Origin of the sequence: Microcoleus sp. S13_B4 (assembly GCF_036700885.1) — a bacterium.
Classification (GTDB): domain Bacteria; phylum Cyanobacteriota; class Cyanobacteriia; order Cyanobacteriales; family Microcoleaceae; genus Microcoleus.
Genome location: NZ_JAUBPU010000003.1, coordinates 167,154 through 185,321, shown reverse-complemented (window position 1 = coordinate 185,321; position 18,168 = coordinate 167,154). Strand labels below are relative to the sequence as shown.

The window sequence follows — 18,168 nt, the reverse complement described above, 5'->3', positions numbered from 1 at the left end:
CCTCCCAAGCTGAAAAGCTAGCTGGAACTGAGATGGCAAAGTTAATTCTCAAAATCTACAAAGTTCCTGCCTATCGTCTTCAGAATCGTCCCAAAGCTGTTTCAGTAGGTGGAAGATAGACATTGTAGAGTTAAAAGAAATGAAATGCTTCTTAATAAGTCCACTTCCAACCCACCATTCCGTTCTGATGATTACCCAGAAATGGAGCGAGATGTCATTCAAGAACGTTTGCGTCAAGCTAAATTAAGTTTTAACGTGACTATTGGGTTAAAAATAGTAAACGCCTTTATCAGTATTTTAGTCATCGTACTGTTGTTTTCTGGAAAAGTCACAGAAGGCTCAGTTGCCACCGCTGGCGGATTAACATTAAATATTGTCAGCGGTAGGTTACTCAAGTTTACAAAAGAAACGAACGATCGACTCGATCGCCTAGCCAAAGAATTCAAAGACGACAATTAAATAAAAATAGTTAAAGTAGGGTGCGCCTTCCGCACCTGACAAATTACCAATTCAACTAATGCGCGCTTTACAAGTCAAAGTAGGGTGCGCCTTTCGCACCTGACAAATTCAACTAATACGCACCTGACAAATTCAAGTTAAATTCTGCAAAAATTTATCAAAGGTTGCCCGATCGGGCATAGCACCTTGAGCACCCACTTTAGTTGTGCACAGAGCGCCCGCTGCTGCGCCCCACCGCACCGCTTCTGACAAGGACAGATCGGCATCTAATGCAGAGGCCAAGCCGCCGTTAAAAGCATCGCCAGCAGCCACAGTGTCGATCGCCTCTACAGCAAAAGCCGGTACAAAAAAGGTTTCATCCGCCGTAACAGCAACAGCCCCGCGATCGCCCAATTTGACAATAACATTCTTGACCCCACGCTCCTGCAAGTGTTTGGCAGCTACAATCGCTGTTTCCGTGTCATTCACCCGAAAACCAACTAACTGGCCCGCTTCCACTTCATTCGGCGTGATAATGTCAATTAGCGGATAAAGTTCCAGTGGCAAATCTGCCATAGCCGGTGCTGGATCGAGAATAACTCGCACCCCCGCTTGATGAGCAATTTTCGCAGCTTGTTGGACAAATTCCTGGGGAATTTCTAACTGTAAAAGCAAGGATGTAGCTGACGGTAACAGTTTTTTGAGACGTTCTATATCTGCTTCACCGACATTATTGTTGGCGCCCGGAATCACAATAATATTATTTTGACCTGTCTCGTCTACGGCGATAATTGCCACTCCTGAATGAGTGTTTTTGTCTATTAATACATTGTCTGTACTTAAACCATAAGATTGTAAAGTTGTCAATAATTCTTCAGCAAATTTATCGTTACCGACGCGACCGATGATGTGGGTGGAAGTGCCGAGACGGGCGGCGGCGACGGCTTGATTTGCTCCTTTACCGCCGCCGGCGGTGAAAAAATTGCTACCGATGATAGTTTCCCCTGGCTGCGGCAACCGGGGAGTTTTTGCTGCTAGGTCGATGTTGATACTGCCGAATACGATGATGGTCATAATTTAAATTGGGAATTGGGCATGGGGAATTGGGCATGGGGCATGGGGCATGGGGCATTGTAGAATTGGGAATTGGTAATGGGTAGCAACTCGCAAATAACCCATAACGAATAGATATCTCCCATAATTATCGTGGAACAGGCAGGATGCCTGTTCAAAATCTGCTTTTTAGGAGAAGTCTAATAACAGCCAACAGTCAACAGCCAACAACCAACAGTTAACAACCAACCGCCATCAAACGTGCTAGAACAGTTATGGTCTTCACCGGTCAATTCAATGGCTGCAATTACTCTCGATCGCAATCCCTGTGTCCTGCTAGTTGAAACAGACGAAGTTCTCGCCGGACACTTGAGTCTCGACTTAAAATCCTCCGGCTATGAACCGGTAGTAGCTTCTAACACCGCCACCGGCCAAAATTTAGCTCATGAATTGCAGCCTGCTTTGATTGTAATTGACCGGATACTTGGCGCTGAGTCGGGGCTATCACTGTGTTCTTACCTCAGAAGTATTGGCAATCGGGTGCCGGTGCTGCTACTGGTCGGTCGTGATACAGTTGACGATCGCGTAGCTTGTCTGGAAGCTGGGGCGGATGATTATTTTCTCAAACCTTACCGCACTGAGGAGTTTTTGCAGTTGGTGCGCTTGTATTTGCAGCCGGATAACACCAGCAACGAACAATTGAGGTTTGGCGATTTAGTTTTGGATTTGGCCTCTAGGCGGGCCCTACGCAATGGACGGGCGATCGACCTGACGATGAAGGAATATGAGCTGCTAAAGTATTTGATGGAACATCCCCGCGAGGTTTTGACTCGGGAACAAATTCTGGAAAATGTTTGGGGTTACGACTTTCTGGGTGAGTCGAATGTAATTGAGGTTTACATCCGCTATCTGCGGCTCAAGATTGAAGATGAGGGCGAAAAGCGCTTGATTCAGACGGTGCGCGGTGTTGGCTATGTGATGCGGGAAGCTTGAAGCAGTCAGTTGACAGTTGTCAGTTGTCAGTCGTCATCACTCAACGCAGTCAACAGTTAACAGTCAACAGTCAACAGTCAACAATCTAAAATCATTATGAGTTATTTAACTAATTTGCTCGGTATTGGAGTAAGTATATTTTTGCTGGGATGTTCGCCGACTTTACCGATCGCAAATGCTGGTGCTACTGGTATTTTGGCGGCTCAGTCTCCGACGGCGACAACATCGGGTCAAGTGCTGGCTGTTTCTGCTAGAGCTCGGATAGCCGATCGCCCAATTGAACTCGAAGTGGCTAAAACACCCGAACAACAGGCTATCGGTTTAATGTACAGAACTTCTTTGGCCGATGACAGAGGAATGCTGTTTGAGTTTAAACCGGCGCGGTGGGTCAATTTTTGGATGAAAAATTGCAAGATTTCTCTGGATATGATTTTTCTGCGGGATGGGGTTGTTGAAGCCATCGCAGCCGGAACACCTCCTTGTACTGCGGAGCCTTGTCCCACCTACGGGCCTGATACTGTTGTCGATCGAGTGATTGAACTCGGGGGCGGGCGGGCTGCTGAACTCGGTGTCAAAGTGGGCGATCGTATTGAAATCGAGTTTTTCCAGTAAAACTTCGGACTCTTTCAGTAAAACCTGCAAAAAGACACAATCCCCCGGTTCCCATCGCCCAGAGAGCCCCCTACCTTCGGAATACCGGAGAAAATTTAGAAACTTTACAAAAATTGATTAAATTTGTTAAGACATTAATGTAAGATTCAGTACAAACACCGAAAGATTTGCTACGATGTCGATCTCAGTCAGTCAGGACTTGAGCTTGTTTCCGGAAGTTGTAGATTGTTGGTCGCAGGTATGAGACGAGTCAGCGACTCGTTACCAATCCTGAGAGACGATACTCAGCCTCAAGGTGTAGCAACACGAAAAGAAATTCTCTGGAAGTTCTGGCGATCGAGCTAAATCTACTAAACCTATCTAAAGTAATATGCTACGAGCCAAGTTAATTGGCGGTAATTGGCAAACTTAACTTGTGGTAGCAGTTTCGGGTTTGCTCGAAATATCTAACTAATTTTGCCGAAGTAGATTTGCGGATTCTGCATTTCGGCAGATGAAGTTAAACTCTGAACCTGGTTTAGTAGTTTTAGGTAGCAGAATTTATTCTGATTCGCGCTGCAAAGATGCCGAGGTATTCAGTTTAGGTTCGATCGCGATCGCAAGTCGATCGGGCCGACATCAGCAAAATTGCAAAACCTTTCACTTTTTGGGAAAGGTTAGCTTGTGCGCTCGCACTCAGCATTACGTTTGGCAGTTCAACCGCTAATAGCGTTTTAAAAGCTATCGACGGTAACAAGACAAATTTAAAACTGGCTTATTACTCATCCAAAACATCAGGTTCACATCAGAAAATGGTGTCCTATACTTAGAGGTGAAATCACATGGCACCCGCTACATACACTCGATTAATTCGATTTTTACAAGAAGATTTGGCAATTTCGCCCGCGTCAATTGCTGTCGCCGAACGTGTCGGCGATAACAAACAGCGGCAGCGTGATAAAGACCCGAATTCCTTGCCGATGGTTCTTTGGCAGTATGGTTTAGTCACTCTCGACCAGTTGGATAAAATCTTTGATTGGTTATCCGAAGCATATTAAAAGGATTTTAGATTTTAGATATAAATAATCCAAAATCCAAAATCCTTTAACAACTGAGATTAGGATTCAGCCAAGAATTTGGCAGCAGCGGCAACGCCGGCACCAGGAGTGTAGCCTTCATGACCCAATTCTCGCAACACGACTTCTAAAGAGGAAATTGCTGCTAGAATATCGCGATCGCACACAAAGCCCAAATGACCGATGCGGAAGATTTTACCTTTCAAATGGTCTTGTCCGTCGGCGAGAGCAATGTCAAATCTCTTTCTCATCAAAGTCCGCACTTTTTGAGCATCTACGGATGCTGGTGGCATAACCGAAGTAATCGCAGGGCTGGCGGCATCGTCAGCCGCAAACAACGGCAAACCTAAAGCTTTAACAGCAGCGCGAGTAGTTGTCATTAAGCGTTTGTGTCGCGCGAAAACATTTTCCAACCCTTCTGTTTTCATCATCTGCAGCGATGCTTGCAGGGCAAAAAACATATTGACAGGGGGAGTAAAAGGAGTGGTATTTTTGGCAGCGTCTTTGCTATATTTGCCCAAATCCAAATAATAGCGGGGCAGTTTCGCCGTTTTGTAAGCTTCCCAAGCTTTGGGACTGACGGCCACAAAACCCAAACCTGGAGGAATCATGTAAGCTTTCTGAGAACCGGAAGCAATGACATCGATTCCCCAAGCGTCCATCGGAATATTGACCGCGCCTAAGCTAGTGACAGCATCGACCATAATTAAAGCTTCACCGTGGGCCTTAACGTGGCGGTTGATGGTTTCGAGGTCGTTGAGGACGCCGGTAGAGGTTTCCGAGTGGGTGATGATAACAGCTTTGATTTGCTTCTCTGTATCTGCTTCGAGTTTTTCGCGGAAGTGTTCGGGGTCTAAAGGTTGGCCCCACTCGGCTTTAATAATTTCGGCGTTTAAACCGTAAGCTTCGGCGACTTCAGCCCAGCGTTCACCAAATTTGCCGTTGGTACCGATTAAAACTCGATCGCCCGCACTCAAGAAATTAATTATCCCAGCTTCCATCGCGCCGGTACCAGAAACGGTTAAACTCAGCACGTCACTTTTAGTTTGGTGCAGCCATTTGAGGTTTTCGGTACATTCTGCAAAAATCCCGTCAAATTCCTTGCTGCGGTGGCCCATCGGGTGTTTTGCCATCGCTAACAAGGCCGCTTCAGGTACCGGCGTCGGGCCGGGAATCATCAGCATTAATTTGTTGTCCATGATATTGTCCTAAGTTTTTCTGTGGGAGTTATATAGAATAAATCAAATACGATACGTCACGTCGCTACTCTAACTTTTTTAACTTTTAACTCCCTTGTGGTTAATTTCATTTAGAGACCAGCGATGTTCTACCGCTAAGTTCGATCGCTCGCAGCTTTGTTCTAATTGCTTTTGAATGGCAAGGGCTTTACGCAGTGTAATAATAAGTTGGTGCACTTGTTGTTGCTGCGGCGATTGTGGACTGACAGCAAACATCGTTTTGCGCTCTAACAATTGAAGTAGCAATTCATAATGAATGTACGAAGGAAGGGGGATTGGCTCCATGAAAGCTAATATACCTCAGCGAACCGACACCCCATTGCAATTGCATGAGGCATCACAGGTGAACATTAGATGCCCGATTTTTTATTTGTTTTCTAACCGTACAAAAAGCCCTGCTTTGCCGATCGAATATTCGGGGCTGGGTGCGTTGTACACGCTAAATTTTGCGATCGACAGGCTTACAGAATAGATTTAATTGCTTTCTGGCAAAATATTTCTATGCAATATAGCTTTCAGTGCTATTTCTTTTTTACAGTAGCGCTTGAGTCGATGCAGGCTAGAAATTCTCATTATTTACCTACTTAATCATTTTTTATCAGAATTAAGGGTGGTTTGTCAAGCGGTCTCGCCTTTCACAGGCTGGGAGGGCGATCGGCAAGGGAGGCTAAAGCCGCACCCGGATCGGGCTGCTTGACCAGAGATTCGCCGATGAGGACGGCTTCTGCTCCGGCGCTGGCAACTTGAGCGAGGTCGTCGGGAGTGTGGATTCCTGACTCGCTGACGATGAGGATGCCTTTTGCTTGGATTTCGGTTTGGCGCGAGGCTAATAGTTGGCTGGTGGTTTCTAAGCTGACGGAAAAGTCTTCTAGGTTACGGTTGTTGATACCGATCAGGTTGACACCTTCTAGGGTTAATACTCGATCGAGTTCTTCGAGAGTGTGAACTTCTATTAAAGCTGTCATCCCCAAACTCTTGACAATTTTTACAAAGTATTGTAAGTCTTTGTCAGATAGAATAGCTGCGATTAACAGTACGGCATCAGCGCCGTGAACGCGGGCGAGATAGATTTGGTAGGGATAGATAATAAACTCTTTGCAAAGTAAGGGTAAATCGACGGCGGCACGGATTTTAGCTAGGTTTTCAAAGCTGCCTTGAAAGAACTTTTCATCGGTGAGTACGGAGATGCAACTGGCGCCGTTTTGTTGGTAAGCTAGGGCGATCGCCACCGGGTCGAAATCTTCGCGAATTACACCTTTGCTGGGGGAAGCTTTTTTAACTTCGGCGATGATAGCGGGTGTGGTTTTGCCGTTTTTAAGGGCGGCAAGAAAGTCGCGGGTTGGCGGTGCAAAGGGTAGTTTTTTGTGAAGATCGGATAAGGGAGTGCGATCGCGCTTTTGGGCGACTTCAGCTTCTTTTTCCCAGACGATTTCTTCGAGGATGTGCCGGGGTTCGGCGTCGGGTACGGCGATTTGGTAGCTGAGGTAGAGGACGGAGACTGATGTGCTGGGGGGACGACGGCGGATTTGAAGCATGATAGGGGGATAAAGGGCGATCGTAACAAGTTTAAAAGTATTATATAATAGTTACAGTAAATCCTCCTAGCCTGAGAGCTAACACGTGTCAGCTAAAGATATATATCACGAGACAGTTAAGCGTGCCTTACAAAAGGATGGCTGGACAATTACTCACGATCCATTTCCCATGCAAATTGGTCGCAAGCGTTTATCAGCAGACTTGGGTGCAGAGCGTCTAATTAATGCGGAAAAAGGAACCCAAAAAATTGTTGTTGAGGTCAAGAGTTTTGTGGGACGCTCGGATGTAAAAGATTTGGAACAGGCTTTGGGACAGTAAGTTCTTTACCGCCATGTGCTTAATGAAATGCAGAGCGATAGAAAACTCTATCTTGCTATTTCTGAGGAGGTTTTTAATAGTGTATTTTCTATAGAATTAGGGAAAGTGTTATTGAAAAATCAGACAGTTAAACTGATTGTTTTTGATAAAAAAAGTGAGGCAATACTTCAATGGATACCCGATTGAGATACCAAGAAATTATCAAAACCATACTTCAGGAACACGCTAACTTCCGCAATACTATACCTGATGGCTATCATTCTCAAATGTTATTTGATGATGAACGAGGAGGATATTTAGTTTTGGATATTGGTTGGAATGAGAACCAGTACCTTCACGCCACACCAATCCACCTTGATTTAATCGGAGATAAAATTTGGATTCAATATGATGATACTGAAGAAGGAGTGGCGACTGATTTACTGGCGGCAGGTGTTTCTCAAGAAGATATTGTACTCGGTTTTAGGCATCCTCAAGTGCGACAATATACTGAATTTGGAACTGGTTTGAGCGACAAAGATGAAGAAATTGTTGCTGAATCTGCTGTGCGATCGGCCTAGGTAGAGTAAGGCAGAGGTTTGACAGTTCTGGCTTTTGCCTGTTTCAGAGCACTTAATAAGCGATCGGCGTTTTTGGGCGAGCGCAGTAGGTGTAATGTCTCCAATAAGCTTGCCAACTCGTCAGTGGCAATTAAGGCTACGTTTTCGCCGTCTTTGCGGGTGATGATGATGGCATCGCGATCGCTTATGACTTGTTCGCACAGTTCATCAAGATTGGCCAAAGCTTCAGTATAGGTTACTTGGGTTTGTGTGAGTGACATGGTTTTTGGCTTCCCAATACTAAGGATATTATAAAGGCGATCGGGCTTCTTTTTCTATGTTTGGGCGGGAATAGTTAGTTTTGACATACTCTTTTAGGATCGGGCAAAGGGTGAAAAATGTGCGATCGCCCTCCGGGATTTTTTCAACTAATGAACGCCGTCCCAAGGATTGCATAACTTTCAAGAGTTGCGATCGAAATAATTGCATATTCTCTCAAAAATTTCGCTAGGATGCCATTAAATAAATCTTGAATCATTGTTGCCACTATTTTTCACTTCTTGCAGAGCGTCTAAGTGTTTTCCCGTATTGACTGAACCAGATTATCTGTGATATTCAATACTTATTGAACCTCACCTAGTTACAAGCTATGGCAAAAGGCGATCATATCTACATTCAACACGTTGGATACACTCATCACGGGATAGACTGTGGCGATGATAGTGTTATTCATTTCGGAAGGCGTGGGGGTGAAAAAATTTGTCGTATTTCTAAAAATGATTTTGCATCAGGAAACAAAATCAATGTAAAGGAGTATGGAAAATGTTATTCAGATGATTCAGTAGTCAGACGAGCAGAGGGCAGGTTAGGCGAAAAAGGATATGACATTTTCAGCAATAATTGTGAGCATTTTGCTTATTGGTGCAAAACAGGAAAATATAAGAGTGAACAAGTCGAACAAGCTCAAGGTGGAGTTACTGGTTTATTTCAAGGAATAGCTATTGGCACAGGAACCAAGGTTGCAATTGAAATCGCAACTGAAGCTGCGATTCAATCTGCCAACCCTATATCTAAATTTCTCATCAATGTAGGGCTGAAACAAGCGCCTGCTGTAGCTGGTAAAGCGGCTGCTGGTATTGTAGGTGTAGGTGGTATAGCCAGTGGAGTTGCTGCTGATTTTATAGTTGGTAAAATGCTTGAAGATGATGAAGCTTTGACGGAACGTGAACGTGAAGCACGAAAAAATGGAAGAATAGCAGGACAAGTCGCATCAACAATTGGAGGTGTTGGCGGAGGTATTGCTGCTGCTACGGTTGGTGGTAGCGTTGCAATTGCTGCTGCTGTTGCGGCTCCCGCAGTATTAGGTATAGCAATTGGTTTAGGTACTTATCACCTACTCCAAGGCGAGTGAAAATTGATTTAGCTGCTGAAAGAGCGATCGCTCTTATATGATTGAAGTGCGATCGCTCTTTTTTTGAGTATCACTAATTCTGTTTCTCTAACACCATAGGGGATTTTTACCGCTTTGACAACCATTGATAAGACAAACTATAGTGAGTAGGAGAAAATCGGAGTGGGGTATTTGGTATAACGAAAGAATCCCGATCGCAGACAACCCAATGGAATCTGATGAATGCAGTAACTGTGACCAATCACCAAATTTGGGATGAACTTGCTCAACTATTAGCACCGATAGCCCTGAATCACCTGATCGAGAAACATCTAGAATCCTGTAATTACAAAATACGCGGTTACTGGGATAGCAATAAGTTTTATGAAGAAATAGCTTTCATTCATCCAACCTATGCTGAGTTAATCAGCCGATCAATCGGCACAAATATCATCAACAACCATTGCACTTCTCACTGGATTAAACTTAAATTTTTACTCAAAGCCGATTTATCTGCTGGCGAAAACAACCTGGTTAGCGATGATGGCGATGATGAAATTGGCGAACTGACTCTAATTTTAGACGCCAATCTCAAAGTTATTGATGAAAACTGGTCGATCGATATCGAATCCCCTTTTGTTGTTGCCAAAATTCAGCCAGTTTGCAGCATTCTGCCTAAAGTGCGTGAAGGGTAGCTATCCCGTCGGGAATCGCACTTTAACTTAAACCTTTTCCTGCGATTGAATTTCATCGCCTGCAACGCTCTCGATGCCGCCTCAACTACGCTTGTCCACTCAGAAGATTTAATATACTCCTCATCAGAAGCTCCTGTCCCCAACGCCTCAAAAACTAAGTCTATAGCCTGACAAACTGCTGAGATCAAGCGGGCTTCTTTTTCATTTTCAATAATTACTCCGATTGCCGCATTCGGGTTTTCTGCCAGCACTGTATCGTCGTAAAGAAAATGAACCGCCTCATCAAAACTGTCGCAATCAATACCGGGCGGATAATCGCTCTCTAGCCAAGCTTTATGTTGATATTCTCTATCTGCCAAACTTCGGAGAGTTTCTAATAACTCCTCTCTCATTTTCGGATACTTTACCATACAACTTTCTCCTTTACTAAGGTGCGTACCAGGTTTGCCATTGCAACCATTCATCTAAAGGGATGTGAGCTTCTGTGGGATTATTTTTGATGCTACCTGCAATGGGTTGACCATTTTTACCGATAACTTGACCGTCTTTTCTAAGAATAACGTGGTCTACCTGTTGAGAAGGAAAACGGCTATCTGCATCCCCTTTGTCAATCCTTACACCATTTCCCTGATTTGTTGGATCTTGCCACCGCCAACCTGGTTTCTTTTTGTTTGGCTGTGCATCGCCCCAGGATTCGGGTATTTTCTGGCTGGCTGCTTCGGGAAATGTCCAATCTTGACTTGAAATCACCTCGCACCTGGTTTATGCTTAATCCTGTTCCTAGACACCAATTTTAGCACAGAGGATATATCGACCTTAAATAATTTATCACTAATATGAGTATTAACGATAAACTCAAGACCATCCTAACTCAGTTACGATCGCACTTCGAGCAACTCTACGGCGATCGGCTCACGCAAATGGTGCTCTACGGTTCCCAAGCCAGAGGCGATGCACATCCCGACTCAGATATAGATGTTTTAGTAGTTCTCAAAGCGCCAGTTCAAGCAGGCGAAGAAATTGATAGAACTCTTCAGATTGTAGCAGATTTGTCGCTGCAAAATGATGAAGTGATTAGCTGCCAGTTCATGAATGAAGAAAAATTCACTAATTATCAAAGCCCTTTGCTCAGAAATATCCGTAAAGAGGGAATTTTAATATGACATCTGCTCAATTAAACTTACTCGCAAAAGCTCGTCAAAGCCTTTCAGCGGCTAAGTTAATGTTAGATGGCGAATACCCGGATTATGCAGCCTCTCGCGCGTACTACACGATGTTTTATATTGCCGAAGCATTTTTAGAAGGGGAAGGGTTATCTTTTTCTAAACATTCCGCAGTCATTAGCGCCTTTGGCCGAGAATTTGCTCGTACAGGAAGAGTTCCTGTTAAGTTTCACCAATACCTCATCAGAGCTCAGGAATTGCGAAATGCTGGAGATTACGGCGAACTTGATGCCGTTACCAGCGATCAAGCCGCAGATTCGATCGCCCAAGCTGAGCAATTTCTCGAATTAGCCCAAAATGCGATCGGCACTCTACCACCGCCCTAAAACAGAATACCGAAATCCCCGACTTCTTCAAGAAGCCAGGGATATAAAACAAGAAAACAGCCCCTACAAATTAATGACTACCCGCTCCAGCCGCCCGTTTAAACGCCTCATCCAACACTTCCGAAAGCGTCGGGTGAGTGTGAACTCGGAATGCTAAAGTGTTCACAGAATCGCGCTGGGCGATCGCATTTGCCGCCTCCTGAATTAAATCCGAAGCGTGCAAACCGAAAATGTGAACTCCCAACAACTCCCCAGTATCTTTCCGGTAAATCACCTTAGCCGTACCGTCGGTTTCCCCTTCAGCAATAGCCTTAGAATTTCCCTTAAAATAAGTCTTGACAGAAGCTACCTCAAACCCTTCAGCTTTTCCTAACTCTTTGGCCGCAGGTTCCGTCATCCCCACATAGCTAATTTCCGGGTGAGTAAACGCCGCCGCCGGGATACTCAAATAGTCAACTTCGCGGGGACGGCCGCAAATATTTTCCACCGCAGCAATTCCCTGAGCAGACGCAGAATGCGCTAACATCATTTTGCCGTTAACATCGCCGATCGCCCACAAATTTTGGACCGGTTCTCCCGCCGCCAAAACCTGCATCTTATCGTTAACTGGGATATAACCGCGCATCGTTTCCACGCCAACAGTTTCTAACCCCAAATTCTTGCTCACCGGAACCCGACCAGTTGCTACCAAACAAGCATCAACTTCCAAAACTTCGACAATTTCTTTAGTCTTGAAATCAGCTAATTCAATAATGACCGGTGAACCAGGAGTAATCTTCTTCGCCAAAACACCTACTTTTGTTTCAATATCGCGGGGTGCAATTAAAACTCGTTCTGCTAACTTAGCAATATCCGGGTCAAAAGTCGGCATCAACTGATCTAGAGCTTCAATCATCGTAATTTCGCAGCCTAGGGCCGTGTAAATATCCGAAAACTCCAAACCGATATAACCGCTGCCAATAATTGCGATCCACTTCGGCAGCGATTCCAACCTGACAGCATCATCGCTGGTAAATACAGTTTTGCCGTCAATTTCTATCCCGGGGGGGACGAAGGGAATAGAACCGGGAGCGAGAATAATATCCTTGGCGGTAATAGTTTTCTCGCCTTTATCGGTTTCGACGGTAATTTTTTGAGCACTGGCAATTTTGCCCCAACCTTGGATGACATCGACGTTCAAACGTTTGAGGCTGTTGGTCAAGTCGCCACGAAGTTTGCTAACAATAGTGTTAGCGTGATTGGCGATCGCCCCGCGATCGAAATCCACACTGCCCAATTGAATTCCCAAAGTCTTTAGGTGGTGGGCATTCCGCAAATCTCGCACCCGCCCGGAAGCCGCCAACAGCGCCTTCGAGGGAATGCAGCCGCGGTTGACGCAAGTCCCCCCCATGTCCCCTGCTTCGATAATTGCCACTTTCAGCCCGCAGCTAACCGCGTGTATGGCCGCCCCGTGTCCGCCCACGCCAGCGCCGATAATTGCTAAATCGTAATCAAATCCCTGAGTCACCTTAAAATCTCCTAATGCCTTTGAAATCTTAGGACTCAAGCAAAAAACACCGTCTCTCCGTCCTTTCGAGGTGGCGCGTTGCCATCGCAACCTTTGAACAGCGGTAATAGTTGCATAAGTCCTGTCTCCTTATTCTCGACTAGACTAGGGTTAATTAGACAACGAAAGAGCCGTAACTGAGATTTTTTCAGGGTCAATGATTTTGAGCTGGGTCTGCACCAAGTCTCAAATCACTCAGTAGGCGGGTGTACAGTTAAATATAGTTTGAAGGCTGACAATGCCCGCTGCAGGTTTTATATGGGGCAGCAAGTTCAGCCACAGGCATTCCCATCGCCCGGTTAAATTCTGTCCTTCTGCTTGTTTTAGTCGGTTTTCATCTCAAATATCTGCACGCGCCGGGGCGGACAGACTTTGTTGGCAAATTTTAGACCCTATGGAGTGGCTTATGACGGATGACGACGACCAGAAAGATTTACGCCGGGCCTCGGCTCAATCATTTTTTGAGTCCCTGGATGAATTGTTCGATTCTATAGAATCGAACAGCACTCAAGCTGCACAACCTAAATCTCCACCGCCTCCGGCTAAGTCTTCGAGTCAGTCTTCGAGTTTGCCGAAGAAGACTAGACCTGCGAAAATTAATTTGTCGGATTTTGAAGATGCGATCGCCGATTTGGAACAGTTCATCCAGAGCAAACACCAGAAACGCCCGGAATCCAATCAATAGTGCGATGACACATTTTCCAGTAATGACTGTTGACGGTTGACTGTTGACGGTTGACAAGCGAAAAACTTTACACCTAATTTCCAGCTCCCAGATTCATCTGTGGAGTCAATTTTTCAATCTAAAATCTAAAATCTAAAATCTAAAATCGACTGGCTGTTGACTGTTGAAATCGCCCAAAAACTAATACTTGCTTGAAGACAGGAGTCGCCCCGATCGCAAAATTTTAGACCCAAGTTCCGCCTCCCAGATTCATCTGTGGAGTCGATTCTAAAATCTAAAATCTAAAATCTAAAATCGACTGACTGTTACCGGTGCTTTCTGCAGAAGCTGCTTAGGTTGCAACCTACAATATATTCATATTTCGTTGAGGATTGCTTTACAGAATCAAGCCAGATAAATTATCTCAATTTACTATTAATAGCCTTATTTTTAGGCTTTGACTGCTGCGGTAATTCCCTCGATCGCACTTCGATCGCCCGATCGCCGATCGCACTCAAAGGCAACTCCAATTCATCAAGATCATTGCGGAACTTGACCGGAATGTCAGCACCGTTAATAATCGCTCCCAATAGCCGCGGCCCGGATTTATGCGACTCCTCATCCTCAGATTCCAGCAACTGATCTGCCGCCTCAGACAACATACTAGACAAAGTGTAACCAGGCCGCGCCACCAAAATCATACCGTCCGTGTACGGTTCCAGCGTCAGCGCGTCGTTGCACTCGCTCAAAGCCGGAGAATCCACCACCACAAAATCAAAGCGGTTGCGAACATCCTCAAACAACCTCCGCATTTCGCTTGATTCGAGTACGGCGGAAGCCTGCCGCAAAAAGCCGGGACTCGGCACGACGTATAGGTTCTCTACCTCTGCAACCAAAAGGACGCACTCGCTAATATTGCCGTAATAGTGCAAAGGTTCCACAGTCGCCAGAGGATCAGGAGCAATTTTCAAAGATTCAACGTTAGAAGGCGATCGCAAATCTGCTTCAATTAGCAAAGTCCGTTTACCCGATCGAGCCGACGCAATTGCCAAATTATAAGCACTAAAACTTTTCCCCTCCAAAGGCGCCGCCGAAGTCAGCAACACCACCTTCACAGGTTTGCTCCCGATCCGGCGCAAATTAGTACGCAACCGCTCATAAAATTCCAAATAGGGAGAATTTACCTCTAGGGCGAGCGGCATTTCATCGCCGTAAGAATCAAACACCGTCACTTCAGGCAAAACTGCCAGTATCGGCACCTCTTTTTCCACCAAAGCCGCCCGCACTTCTTCCCAACTGTAAAACTTGCCGTTGAGCATCCCCAACAAAAATATCAATCCGCCGCCCAGCAGCAATCCCACAAATCCCCCCACCGCCAGCATCACCGGCAAACCTCTCTTGTTTGACTCAACGTCATCAGTTTGCGGCCATTGGGCGATTCTCAAACTCCCCGTTGTCTCAGCTACCGCCGCCTCAGCATCTACCAAAGCCGACTGCATCTTGTCGTAGAGAGCTTTTTTGAACGCCACTTGCTGGGCCAAACGGGCTTGTTCTAACTGCTTGTTGGGGATTGTGGCGTGTTCCCGACGCAATTCTTTTTCAGTTTTCTCGATTCCTTGGAGTTGCTGTTGCGCCGCATCCCGCTGCGTTTGCAAAGCAATCAAAGTTTGAGCTAACTGCTGTCTGGCCGGATCTAAAGAAGAGTCTACCCGAATTCGATCGGCACTTCTGAGCGGAGCAGCCACCCCGTTACCGCCGAGCACCTCAGATTGCCGCTGCTGCAACTGCTGCTCAAAAGCTTGTTTTTGTTTGAGCAATTCTACAATTTTCGGGTGTTCCTCCTGCAAGTCGCTGCGGAGAATTTTGAGCTGAGATTCGATCGAAAACAATTGCACTCGCAGTTGGGCAATAATTGGATCGGCAGAGAGTGCTTGAGCGACGTAAGCTTGCTCCACATTCAATCCCAAGCGATCCTGCAAACTATTAATTTGAGCTTCAATTCCTCCCAACTGCACGCGGAGTTGCCGCTGCTGCTGTTGGCTGGTGGTAATCGCTTGCGGCAAAGCACCGCTCTGAGCTGCTAAAATTGAAGTTCCTTCTCGTTTTTCGTAGGATTCAAGTTTTGCTTCCGTCTCTCGGAGTTCCTCAGTTACTTTCGGCAAACGCTTGTTAATTTGGGCGATCGTGTCACGCAGTCTAGAAGTATTAAGAGTTTCGCTGCGAGCCACCATTTCGAGCATCAGCGTCTCTACTACCTTTACTGCTTTTTGGCGATCGGCATTTTTGTACAATACTTGAATCAAAGCACTGGGGTCATTATTCTTACTGGGCATCTTTACTTGCACATCTTTTGCTAACTTTTTAGCCAAAGCTTGTACTTTTTTTGCCAATTCTTCTTGGTTTAATTTTTGTTCGGGTTTGATGAGTTTTTCTGCGGCTGGTTTAATCACCCTTGTATCCAGCAGCATATCTTTAGTTATTTCTTGTCCTTCCTGTTGAATTTTAGTAGTAGTCGATGAAAAAATCACGCTCGGTCTGTCGTAAGCCAGCGTACCTATTGCAACGTAAACTGGCGCCGCCTTTGGCTGCACAGCCACTACTCCCGACACGCCCACAGTCACCGCGAGAGTAGCCAGTCCCACCCACTTGTATTGGTCGAAAGCAATTAAATAACGTTTAACAACGGATAAAGTCATAAGGATTTTAGATTTTAGATTTTAGATTGCTAATTGTTAACGATAACTAATGATTGCTGACAAATGATACCCATTTCTCAAAAAGCTGCAACTGTAGGTAAGTTGTAAACGCATATCGCATAAGTCATTCCCCATCGAAAATCACAAATCGAAAATAGTATGACTACCTATTTATTATTACGTGAGGGACCGAACAAATCTGTTACCCCATTTCTCAACTGCTCAAAGAACAGAATAAATCCCAAAGTATCGCGGAATGGTCGAGTAAAAGTATTGATTACATAACCAATGCGCTCTATCAAATTCCTACCAATCACAATCACATCATTATCTTCGAGCATCGGGTTCTGAGAAGCATTGCCCTCCAAAGCAGCTTTAGCATCTATCGAACGGTTGATTGCTCTACCTTGCTTTTCGTCGAACCGAATCAGGGCTATTTTCCGCAAGTCAGCAAGATTAACAGGCAAGTTGTTGAGAGCATCCAAAAACCTGCTGCCATTTTCTACGTAGAACGAGGTCAAACCACCACTAGCGTAACTCAAAACTCGAACGTAGATCCTGGGTTTAATCAGAGTAGACCGCGAAACCAGAGCTTTGTCGTAGTCTAGGTTTTTGGTACTAGCGTCCAATTCCGGGATGACAATCACATCTCCCGATGCCAAAGGAAAATCGAACAAATCGTTACCGTTTGCTAGGGGAGTGTAGAGGTCGATTGGTTCCTCCACCGAGGAGCCGTCTACCGTAGTCCGTCGCACTCGCACAGCCCGTAAATCGGCTTTTCCCGTGACTCCCCCCGCAACCAGCAAAGCAGCCGAAATTCGACCAGAACCCGCCGGAAGCGTGTAAAAACCCGGTTTGCTGACTTCTCCGGTGACAGTGATTTGGACGGGAACAGCAGCAGCAGCGAGGCTGTACCTGGATGCTAAATCTTGATCGGATTTGCGATCGGGCGTAACCTGTTTATACGGTACGACGATCGCATCTCCATCTTCCAAACGCAAATCCGGCGGAGCAATACCAGTTTGCAACGGTGTCAAAATATCAACAACTTGCTCCACGACAGCACCTCCCGGTAGAGTCCGCCGCACCCGCACCCCTCGCAGTTCCGCCGTAGGATTAGTCCCAGCAGCAGCCGCCAGAGCCGCAGGAAGCTGGGGGGTTTGCAGTGGATAAAAACCCGGTCTGGCCACTTCCCCCGTCACCGTCACCACTACCGGGCGCTGAATCAGCAAAGCAGCAGAGACTTGAGGATTTTTGATAAATTGGCCAAAGCGCTCCCGGAGGCGCTGCTGTGATTCTTCGACGGTAAGACCACGCACATTTACTGTTCCGATTAGCGGCAGTACAATTACCCCTTCAGGGCTGATTGCACCCGTAAAACCTAGCTCTGGGAAGCGCTGAACTTGAACAGAAATCTGGTCTCCCGGGCCCAGGCGGTAGGGCCGATTGCGAAAAGCTGGGTTAATATCCCGGTTAAAGTTGGCAGGTGGCGGTGGCGGGACCCGCAAGGGCGGTGGCGCCACGAGTTTCTCGTCTCTTGGAACAACAGATTGAGCTAAAGCCGTTTCCGAAAAATTTTTGCTATTAAAACCCCAGAATACAGCAGCAAAAGATAGAGTCCAAGCAGTTGAATACAGACCTGCCAAGGAAAAAGCGAGGCGATTTTTAATTGTGGATTTTTCCCGCATTTTGAGAGGATTTAAAAAAGTAATATTTTGAATAATGACCTGATGTGTAAGTTTCATCTAACATATAGCGAGGAGAAAAAACAATAAGATATTTGAGGGGCGAGTTGAATCCGGATATTTACTAGGAAGCAGTTGATTTTGGCAAAACCGGCCCACGC

General features: G+C 45.8%; 22 protein-coding genes and 1 pseudogene. 12 read left to right on the top strand and 11 right to left on the bottom strand.

The genetic code is table 11. The features are described 5' to 3' along the window. The first annotated feature begins 144 nt into the window (after positions 1-144). Positions 145-459 (top strand): TRADD-N-associated membrane domain-containing protein, encoded by a 315-nt coding sequence (locus tag QT994_RS03580; RefSeq protein WP_333171835.1) that lies wholly within the window; start codon positions 145-147, stop codon positions 457-459. 132 nt (positions 460-591) lie between these two features. Here the strand turns inward: QT994_RS03580 and rbsK are convergent, their stop codons facing one another. Further along, complete coding sequence (gene rbsK / locus QT994_RS03575) at positions 592-1,512, bottom strand: ribokinase (protein ID WP_333171833.1); 921 nt, start codon at positions 1,510-1,512, stop codon at positions 592-594. A 276-nt stretch (positions 1,513-1,788) separates the two neighbouring features. Here rbsK and nblR point away from each other — a divergent pair, with 276 nt between their 5' ends. The 4 genes from nblR to QT994_RS03555 all read left to right on the top strand — a co-directional run bounded on the left by nblR (position 1,789) and on the right by QT994_RS03555 (position 4,133). Beyond that, a complete protein-coding gene (nblR, locus tag QT994_RS03570) occupies positions 1,789-2,484 on the top strand; it encodes a response regulator transcription factor NblR (RefSeq protein WP_190737859.1) in 696 nt (231 codons plus the stop codon). A gap of 96 nt (positions 2,485-2,580) precedes the next feature. After that, positions 2,581-3,096, top strand: a complete 516-nt coding sequence (locus tag QT994_RS03565; RefSeq protein ID WP_333171830.1) for a DUF192 domain-containing protein — start codon at positions 2,581-2,583, stop codon at positions 3,094-3,096. A 493-nt stretch (positions 3,097-3,589) separates the two neighbouring features. Then, positions 3,590-3,802 carry a hypothetical protein gene (locus QT994_RS03560; RefSeq protein WP_333048950.1) on the top strand — a complete coding sequence of 71 codons (213 nt, stop codon included), beginning with the start codon at positions 3,590-3,592 and terminating at the stop codon, positions 3,800-3,802. 115 nt (positions 3,803-3,917) lie between these two features. Beyond that, positions 3,918-4,133: a DUF2949 domain-containing protein gene (locus QT994_RS03555; RefSeq protein WP_333048949.1), complete on the top strand. Its 216-nt coding sequence runs from the start codon at positions 3,918-3,920 to the stop codon at positions 4,131-4,133. Between the two features lie 59 nt (positions 4,134-4,192). Here the strand turns inward: QT994_RS03555 and QT994_RS03550 are convergent, their stop codons facing one another. From QT994_RS03550 to trpC, 3 genes are all read right to left on the bottom strand, one after another. After that, a complete protein-coding gene (locus QT994_RS03550; protein ID WP_333171828.1) occupies positions 4,193-5,350 on the bottom strand; it encodes an alanine--glyoxylate aminotransferase family protein in 1,158 nt (385 codons plus the stop codon). A gap of 78 nt (positions 5,351-5,428) precedes the next feature. Continuing rightward, positions 5,429-5,674 carry a DUF5340 domain-containing protein gene (locus QT994_RS03545; RefSeq protein ID WP_041623669.1) on the bottom strand — a complete coding sequence of 82 codons (246 nt, stop codon included), beginning with the start codon at positions 5,672-5,674 and terminating at the stop codon, positions 5,429-5,431. A 350-nt stretch (positions 5,675-6,024) separates the two neighbouring features. Then, the gene (gene trpC, locus QT994_RS03540) at positions 6,025-6,924 is read right to left on the bottom strand and encodes an indole-3-glycerol phosphate synthase TrpC (RefSeq protein ID WP_333171826.1); all 900 of its coding nucleotides are present in this window, start codon (positions 6,922-6,924) and stop codon (positions 6,025-6,027) included. A gap of 85 nt (positions 6,925-7,009) precedes the next feature. Between trpC and QT994_RS03535 the strand changes: the two are divergent. Next, a pseudogene (locus QT994_RS03535) lies at positions 7,010-7,429 on the top strand (element excision factor XisH family protein). Beyond that, positions 7,414-7,803 carry a XisI protein gene (locus QT994_RS03530; protein WP_333171824.1) on the top strand — a complete coding sequence of 130 codons (390 nt, stop codon included), beginning with the start codon at positions 7,414-7,416 and terminating at the stop codon, positions 7,801-7,803. The pseudogene QT994_RS03535 and the gene QT994_RS03530 overlap by 16 nt, the downstream one beginning before the upstream one ends. On the opposite strand, the gene QT994_RS03525 is transcribed toward QT994_RS03530, so the two are convergent. Together QT994_RS03525 and QT994_RS03520 are read right to left on the bottom strand one after the other, a co-directional pair. Continuing rightward, positions 7,800-8,063 carry a type II toxin-antitoxin system Phd/YefM family antitoxin gene (locus QT994_RS03525; RefSeq protein ID WP_333171822.1) on the bottom strand — a complete coding sequence of 88 codons (264 nt, stop codon included), beginning with the start codon at positions 8,061-8,063 and terminating at the stop codon, positions 7,800-7,802. The genes QT994_RS03530 and QT994_RS03525 overlap by 4 nt on opposite strands. 28 nt (positions 8,064-8,091) lie before the next feature. Next, the gene (locus QT994_RS03520) at positions 8,092-8,271 is read right to left on the bottom strand and encodes a hypothetical protein (RefSeq protein ID WP_333171820.1); all 180 of its coding nucleotides are present in this window, start codon (positions 8,269-8,271) and stop codon (positions 8,092-8,094) included. Positions 8,272-8,431: 160 nt separating this feature from the next. Here QT994_RS03520 and QT994_RS03515 point away from each other — a divergent pair, with 160 nt between their 5' ends. Both QT994_RS03515 and QT994_RS03510 read left to right on the top strand, forming a co-directional pair. Next, positions 8,432-9,193, top strand: coding sequence for a lecithin retinol acyltransferase family protein (locus tag QT994_RS03515; RefSeq protein ID WP_333171818.1), 762 nt, complete (start codon positions 8,432-8,434; stop codon positions 9,191-9,193). Between the two features lie 218 nt (positions 9,194-9,411). Continuing rightward, positions 9,412-9,867 carry a hypothetical protein gene (locus QT994_RS03510; RefSeq protein ID WP_333171816.1) on the top strand — a complete coding sequence of 152 codons (456 nt, stop codon included), beginning with the start codon at positions 9,412-9,414 and terminating at the stop codon, positions 9,865-9,867. On the opposite strand, the gene QT994_RS03505 is transcribed toward QT994_RS03510, so the two are convergent. Further along, the gene (locus tag QT994_RS03505) at positions 9,825-10,277 is read right to left on the bottom strand and encodes an SCO4402 family protein (protein WP_333171815.1); all 453 of its coding nucleotides are present in this window, start codon (positions 10,275-10,277) and stop codon (positions 9,825-9,827) included. The genes QT994_RS03510 and QT994_RS03505 overlap by 43 nt on opposite strands. 16 nt (positions 10,278-10,293) lie before the next feature. Continuing rightward, positions 10,294-10,617 (bottom strand): hypothetical protein, encoded by a 324-nt coding sequence (locus tag QT994_RS03500; protein WP_333171813.1) that lies wholly within the window; start codon positions 10,615-10,617, stop codon positions 10,294-10,296. A gap of 86 nt (positions 10,618-10,703) precedes the next feature. On the opposite strand from QT994_RS03500, the gene QT994_RS03495 reads away from it, so the two are divergent. Both QT994_RS03495 and QT994_RS03490 read left to right on the top strand, forming a co-directional pair. After that, positions 10,704-11,030, top strand: coding sequence for a nucleotidyltransferase domain-containing protein (locus tag QT994_RS03495; protein WP_333171811.1), 327 nt, complete (start codon positions 10,704-10,706; stop codon positions 11,028-11,030). Then, positions 11,027-11,416, top strand: coding sequence for a HEPN domain-containing protein (locus tag QT994_RS03490; protein ID WP_333171809.1), 390 nt, complete (start codon positions 11,027-11,029; stop codon positions 11,414-11,416). The genes QT994_RS03495 and QT994_RS03490 overlap by 4 nt, the downstream gene beginning before the upstream one ends. A 70-nt stretch (positions 11,417-11,486) precedes the next feature. Here QT994_RS03490 and lpdA read toward each other — a convergent pair whose 3' ends face one another. Continuing rightward, on the bottom strand, positions 11,487-12,923 hold the full coding sequence (gene lpdA, locus QT994_RS03485) for a dihydrolipoyl dehydrogenase (protein WP_333171807.1): 1,437 nt from the start codon (positions 12,921-12,923) through the stop codon (positions 11,487-11,489). A gap of 445 nt (positions 12,924-13,368) precedes the next feature. Between lpdA and QT994_RS03480 the strand changes: the two genes are divergently transcribed. After that, positions 13,369-13,647 carry a hypothetical protein gene (locus tag QT994_RS03480; protein ID WP_333171805.1) on the top strand — a complete coding sequence of 93 codons (279 nt, stop codon included), beginning with the start codon at positions 13,369-13,371 and terminating at the stop codon, positions 13,645-13,647. 398 nt (positions 13,648-14,045) lie between these two features. Here the strand turns inward: QT994_RS03480 and QT994_RS03475 are convergent, their stop codons facing one another. Next, a complete protein-coding gene (locus QT994_RS03475; RefSeq protein ID WP_333171803.1) occupies positions 14,046-16,322 on the bottom strand; it encodes a lipopolysaccharide biosynthesis in 2,277 nt (758 codons plus the stop codon). A gap of 167 nt (positions 16,323-16,489) precedes the next feature. Continuing rightward, a complete protein-coding gene (locus tag QT994_RS03470) occupies positions 16,490-18,067 on the bottom strand; it encodes a polysaccharide biosynthesis/export family protein (RefSeq protein ID WP_333171801.1) in 1,578 nt (525 codons plus the stop codon). Positions 18,068-18,168 lie beyond the last annotated feature (101 nt).

Bases quoted from the DNA above. Each gene is read 5' to 3' on its own strand.
- QT994_RS03580 (WP_333171835.1), top strand. From the start codon at position 145: ATGCTTCTTAATAAGTCCACTTCCAACCCACCATTCCGTTCTGATGAT.
- rbsK (WP_333171833.1), bottom strand. From the start codon at position 1,512: ATGACCATCATCGTATTCGGCAGTATCAACATCGACCTAGCAGCAAAA.
- nblR (WP_190737859.1), top strand. From the start codon at position 1,789: ATGGCTGCAATTACTCTCGATCGCAATCCCTGTGTCCTGCTAGTTGAA.
- QT994_RS03565 (WP_333171830.1), top strand. From the start codon at position 2,581: ATGAGTTATTTAACTAATTTGCTCGGTATTGGAGTAAGTATATTTTTG.
- QT994_RS03560 (WP_333048950.1), top strand. From the start codon at position 3,590: ATGAAGTTAAACTCTGAACCTGGTTTAGTAGTTTTAGGTAGCAGAATT.
- QT994_RS03555 (WP_333048949.1), top strand. From the start codon at position 3,918: ATGGCACCCGCTACATACACTCGATTAATTCGATTTTTACAAGAAGAT.
- QT994_RS03550 (WP_333171828.1), bottom strand. From the start codon at position 5,350: ATGGACAACAAATTAATGCTGATGATTCCCGGCCCGACGCCGGTACCT.
- QT994_RS03545 (WP_041623669.1), bottom strand. From the start codon at position 5,674: ATGGAGCCAATCCCCCTTCCTTCGTACATTCATTATGAATTGCTACTT.
- trpC (WP_333171826.1), bottom strand. From the start codon at position 6,924: ATGCTTCAAATCCGCCGTCGTCCCCCCAGCACATCAGTCTCCGTCCTC.
- QT994_RS03530 (WP_333171824.1), top strand. From the start codon at position 7,414: ATGGATACCCGATTGAGATACCAAGAAATTATCAAAACCATACTTCAG.
- QT994_RS03525 (WP_333171822.1), bottom strand. From the start codon at position 8,063: ATGTCACTCACACAAACCCAAGTAACCTATACTGAAGCTTTGGCCAAT.
- QT994_RS03520 (WP_333171820.1), bottom strand. From the start codon at position 8,271: ATGCAATTATTTCGATCGCAACTCTTGAAAGTTATGCAATCCTTGGGA.
- QT994_RS03515 (WP_333171818.1), top strand. From the start codon at position 8,432: ATGGCAAAAGGCGATCATATCTACATTCAACACGTTGGATACACTCAT.
- QT994_RS03510 (WP_333171816.1), top strand. From the start codon at position 9,412: ATGAATGCAGTAACTGTGACCAATCACCAAATTTGGGATGAACTTGCT.
- QT994_RS03505 (WP_333171815.1), bottom strand. From the start codon at position 10,277: ATGGTAAAGTATCCGAAAATGAGAGAGGAGTTATTAGAAACTCTCCGA.
- QT994_RS03495 (WP_333171811.1), top strand. From the start codon at position 10,704: ATGAGTATTAACGATAAACTCAAGACCATCCTAACTCAGTTACGATCG.
- QT994_RS03490 (WP_333171809.1), top strand. From the start codon at position 11,027: ATGACATCTGCTCAATTAAACTTACTCGCAAAAGCTCGTCAAAGCCTT.
- QT994_RS03480 (WP_333171805.1), top strand. From the start codon at position 13,369: ATGACGGATGACGACGACCAGAAAGATTTACGCCGGGCCTCGGCTCAA.
- QT994_RS03475 (WP_333171803.1), bottom strand. From the start codon at position 16,322: ATGACTTTATCCGTTGTTAAACGTTATTTAATTGCTTTCGACCAATAC.
- QT994_RS03470 (WP_333171801.1), bottom strand. From the start codon at position 18,067: ATGAAACTTACACATCAGGTCATTATTCAAAATATTACTTTTTTAAAT.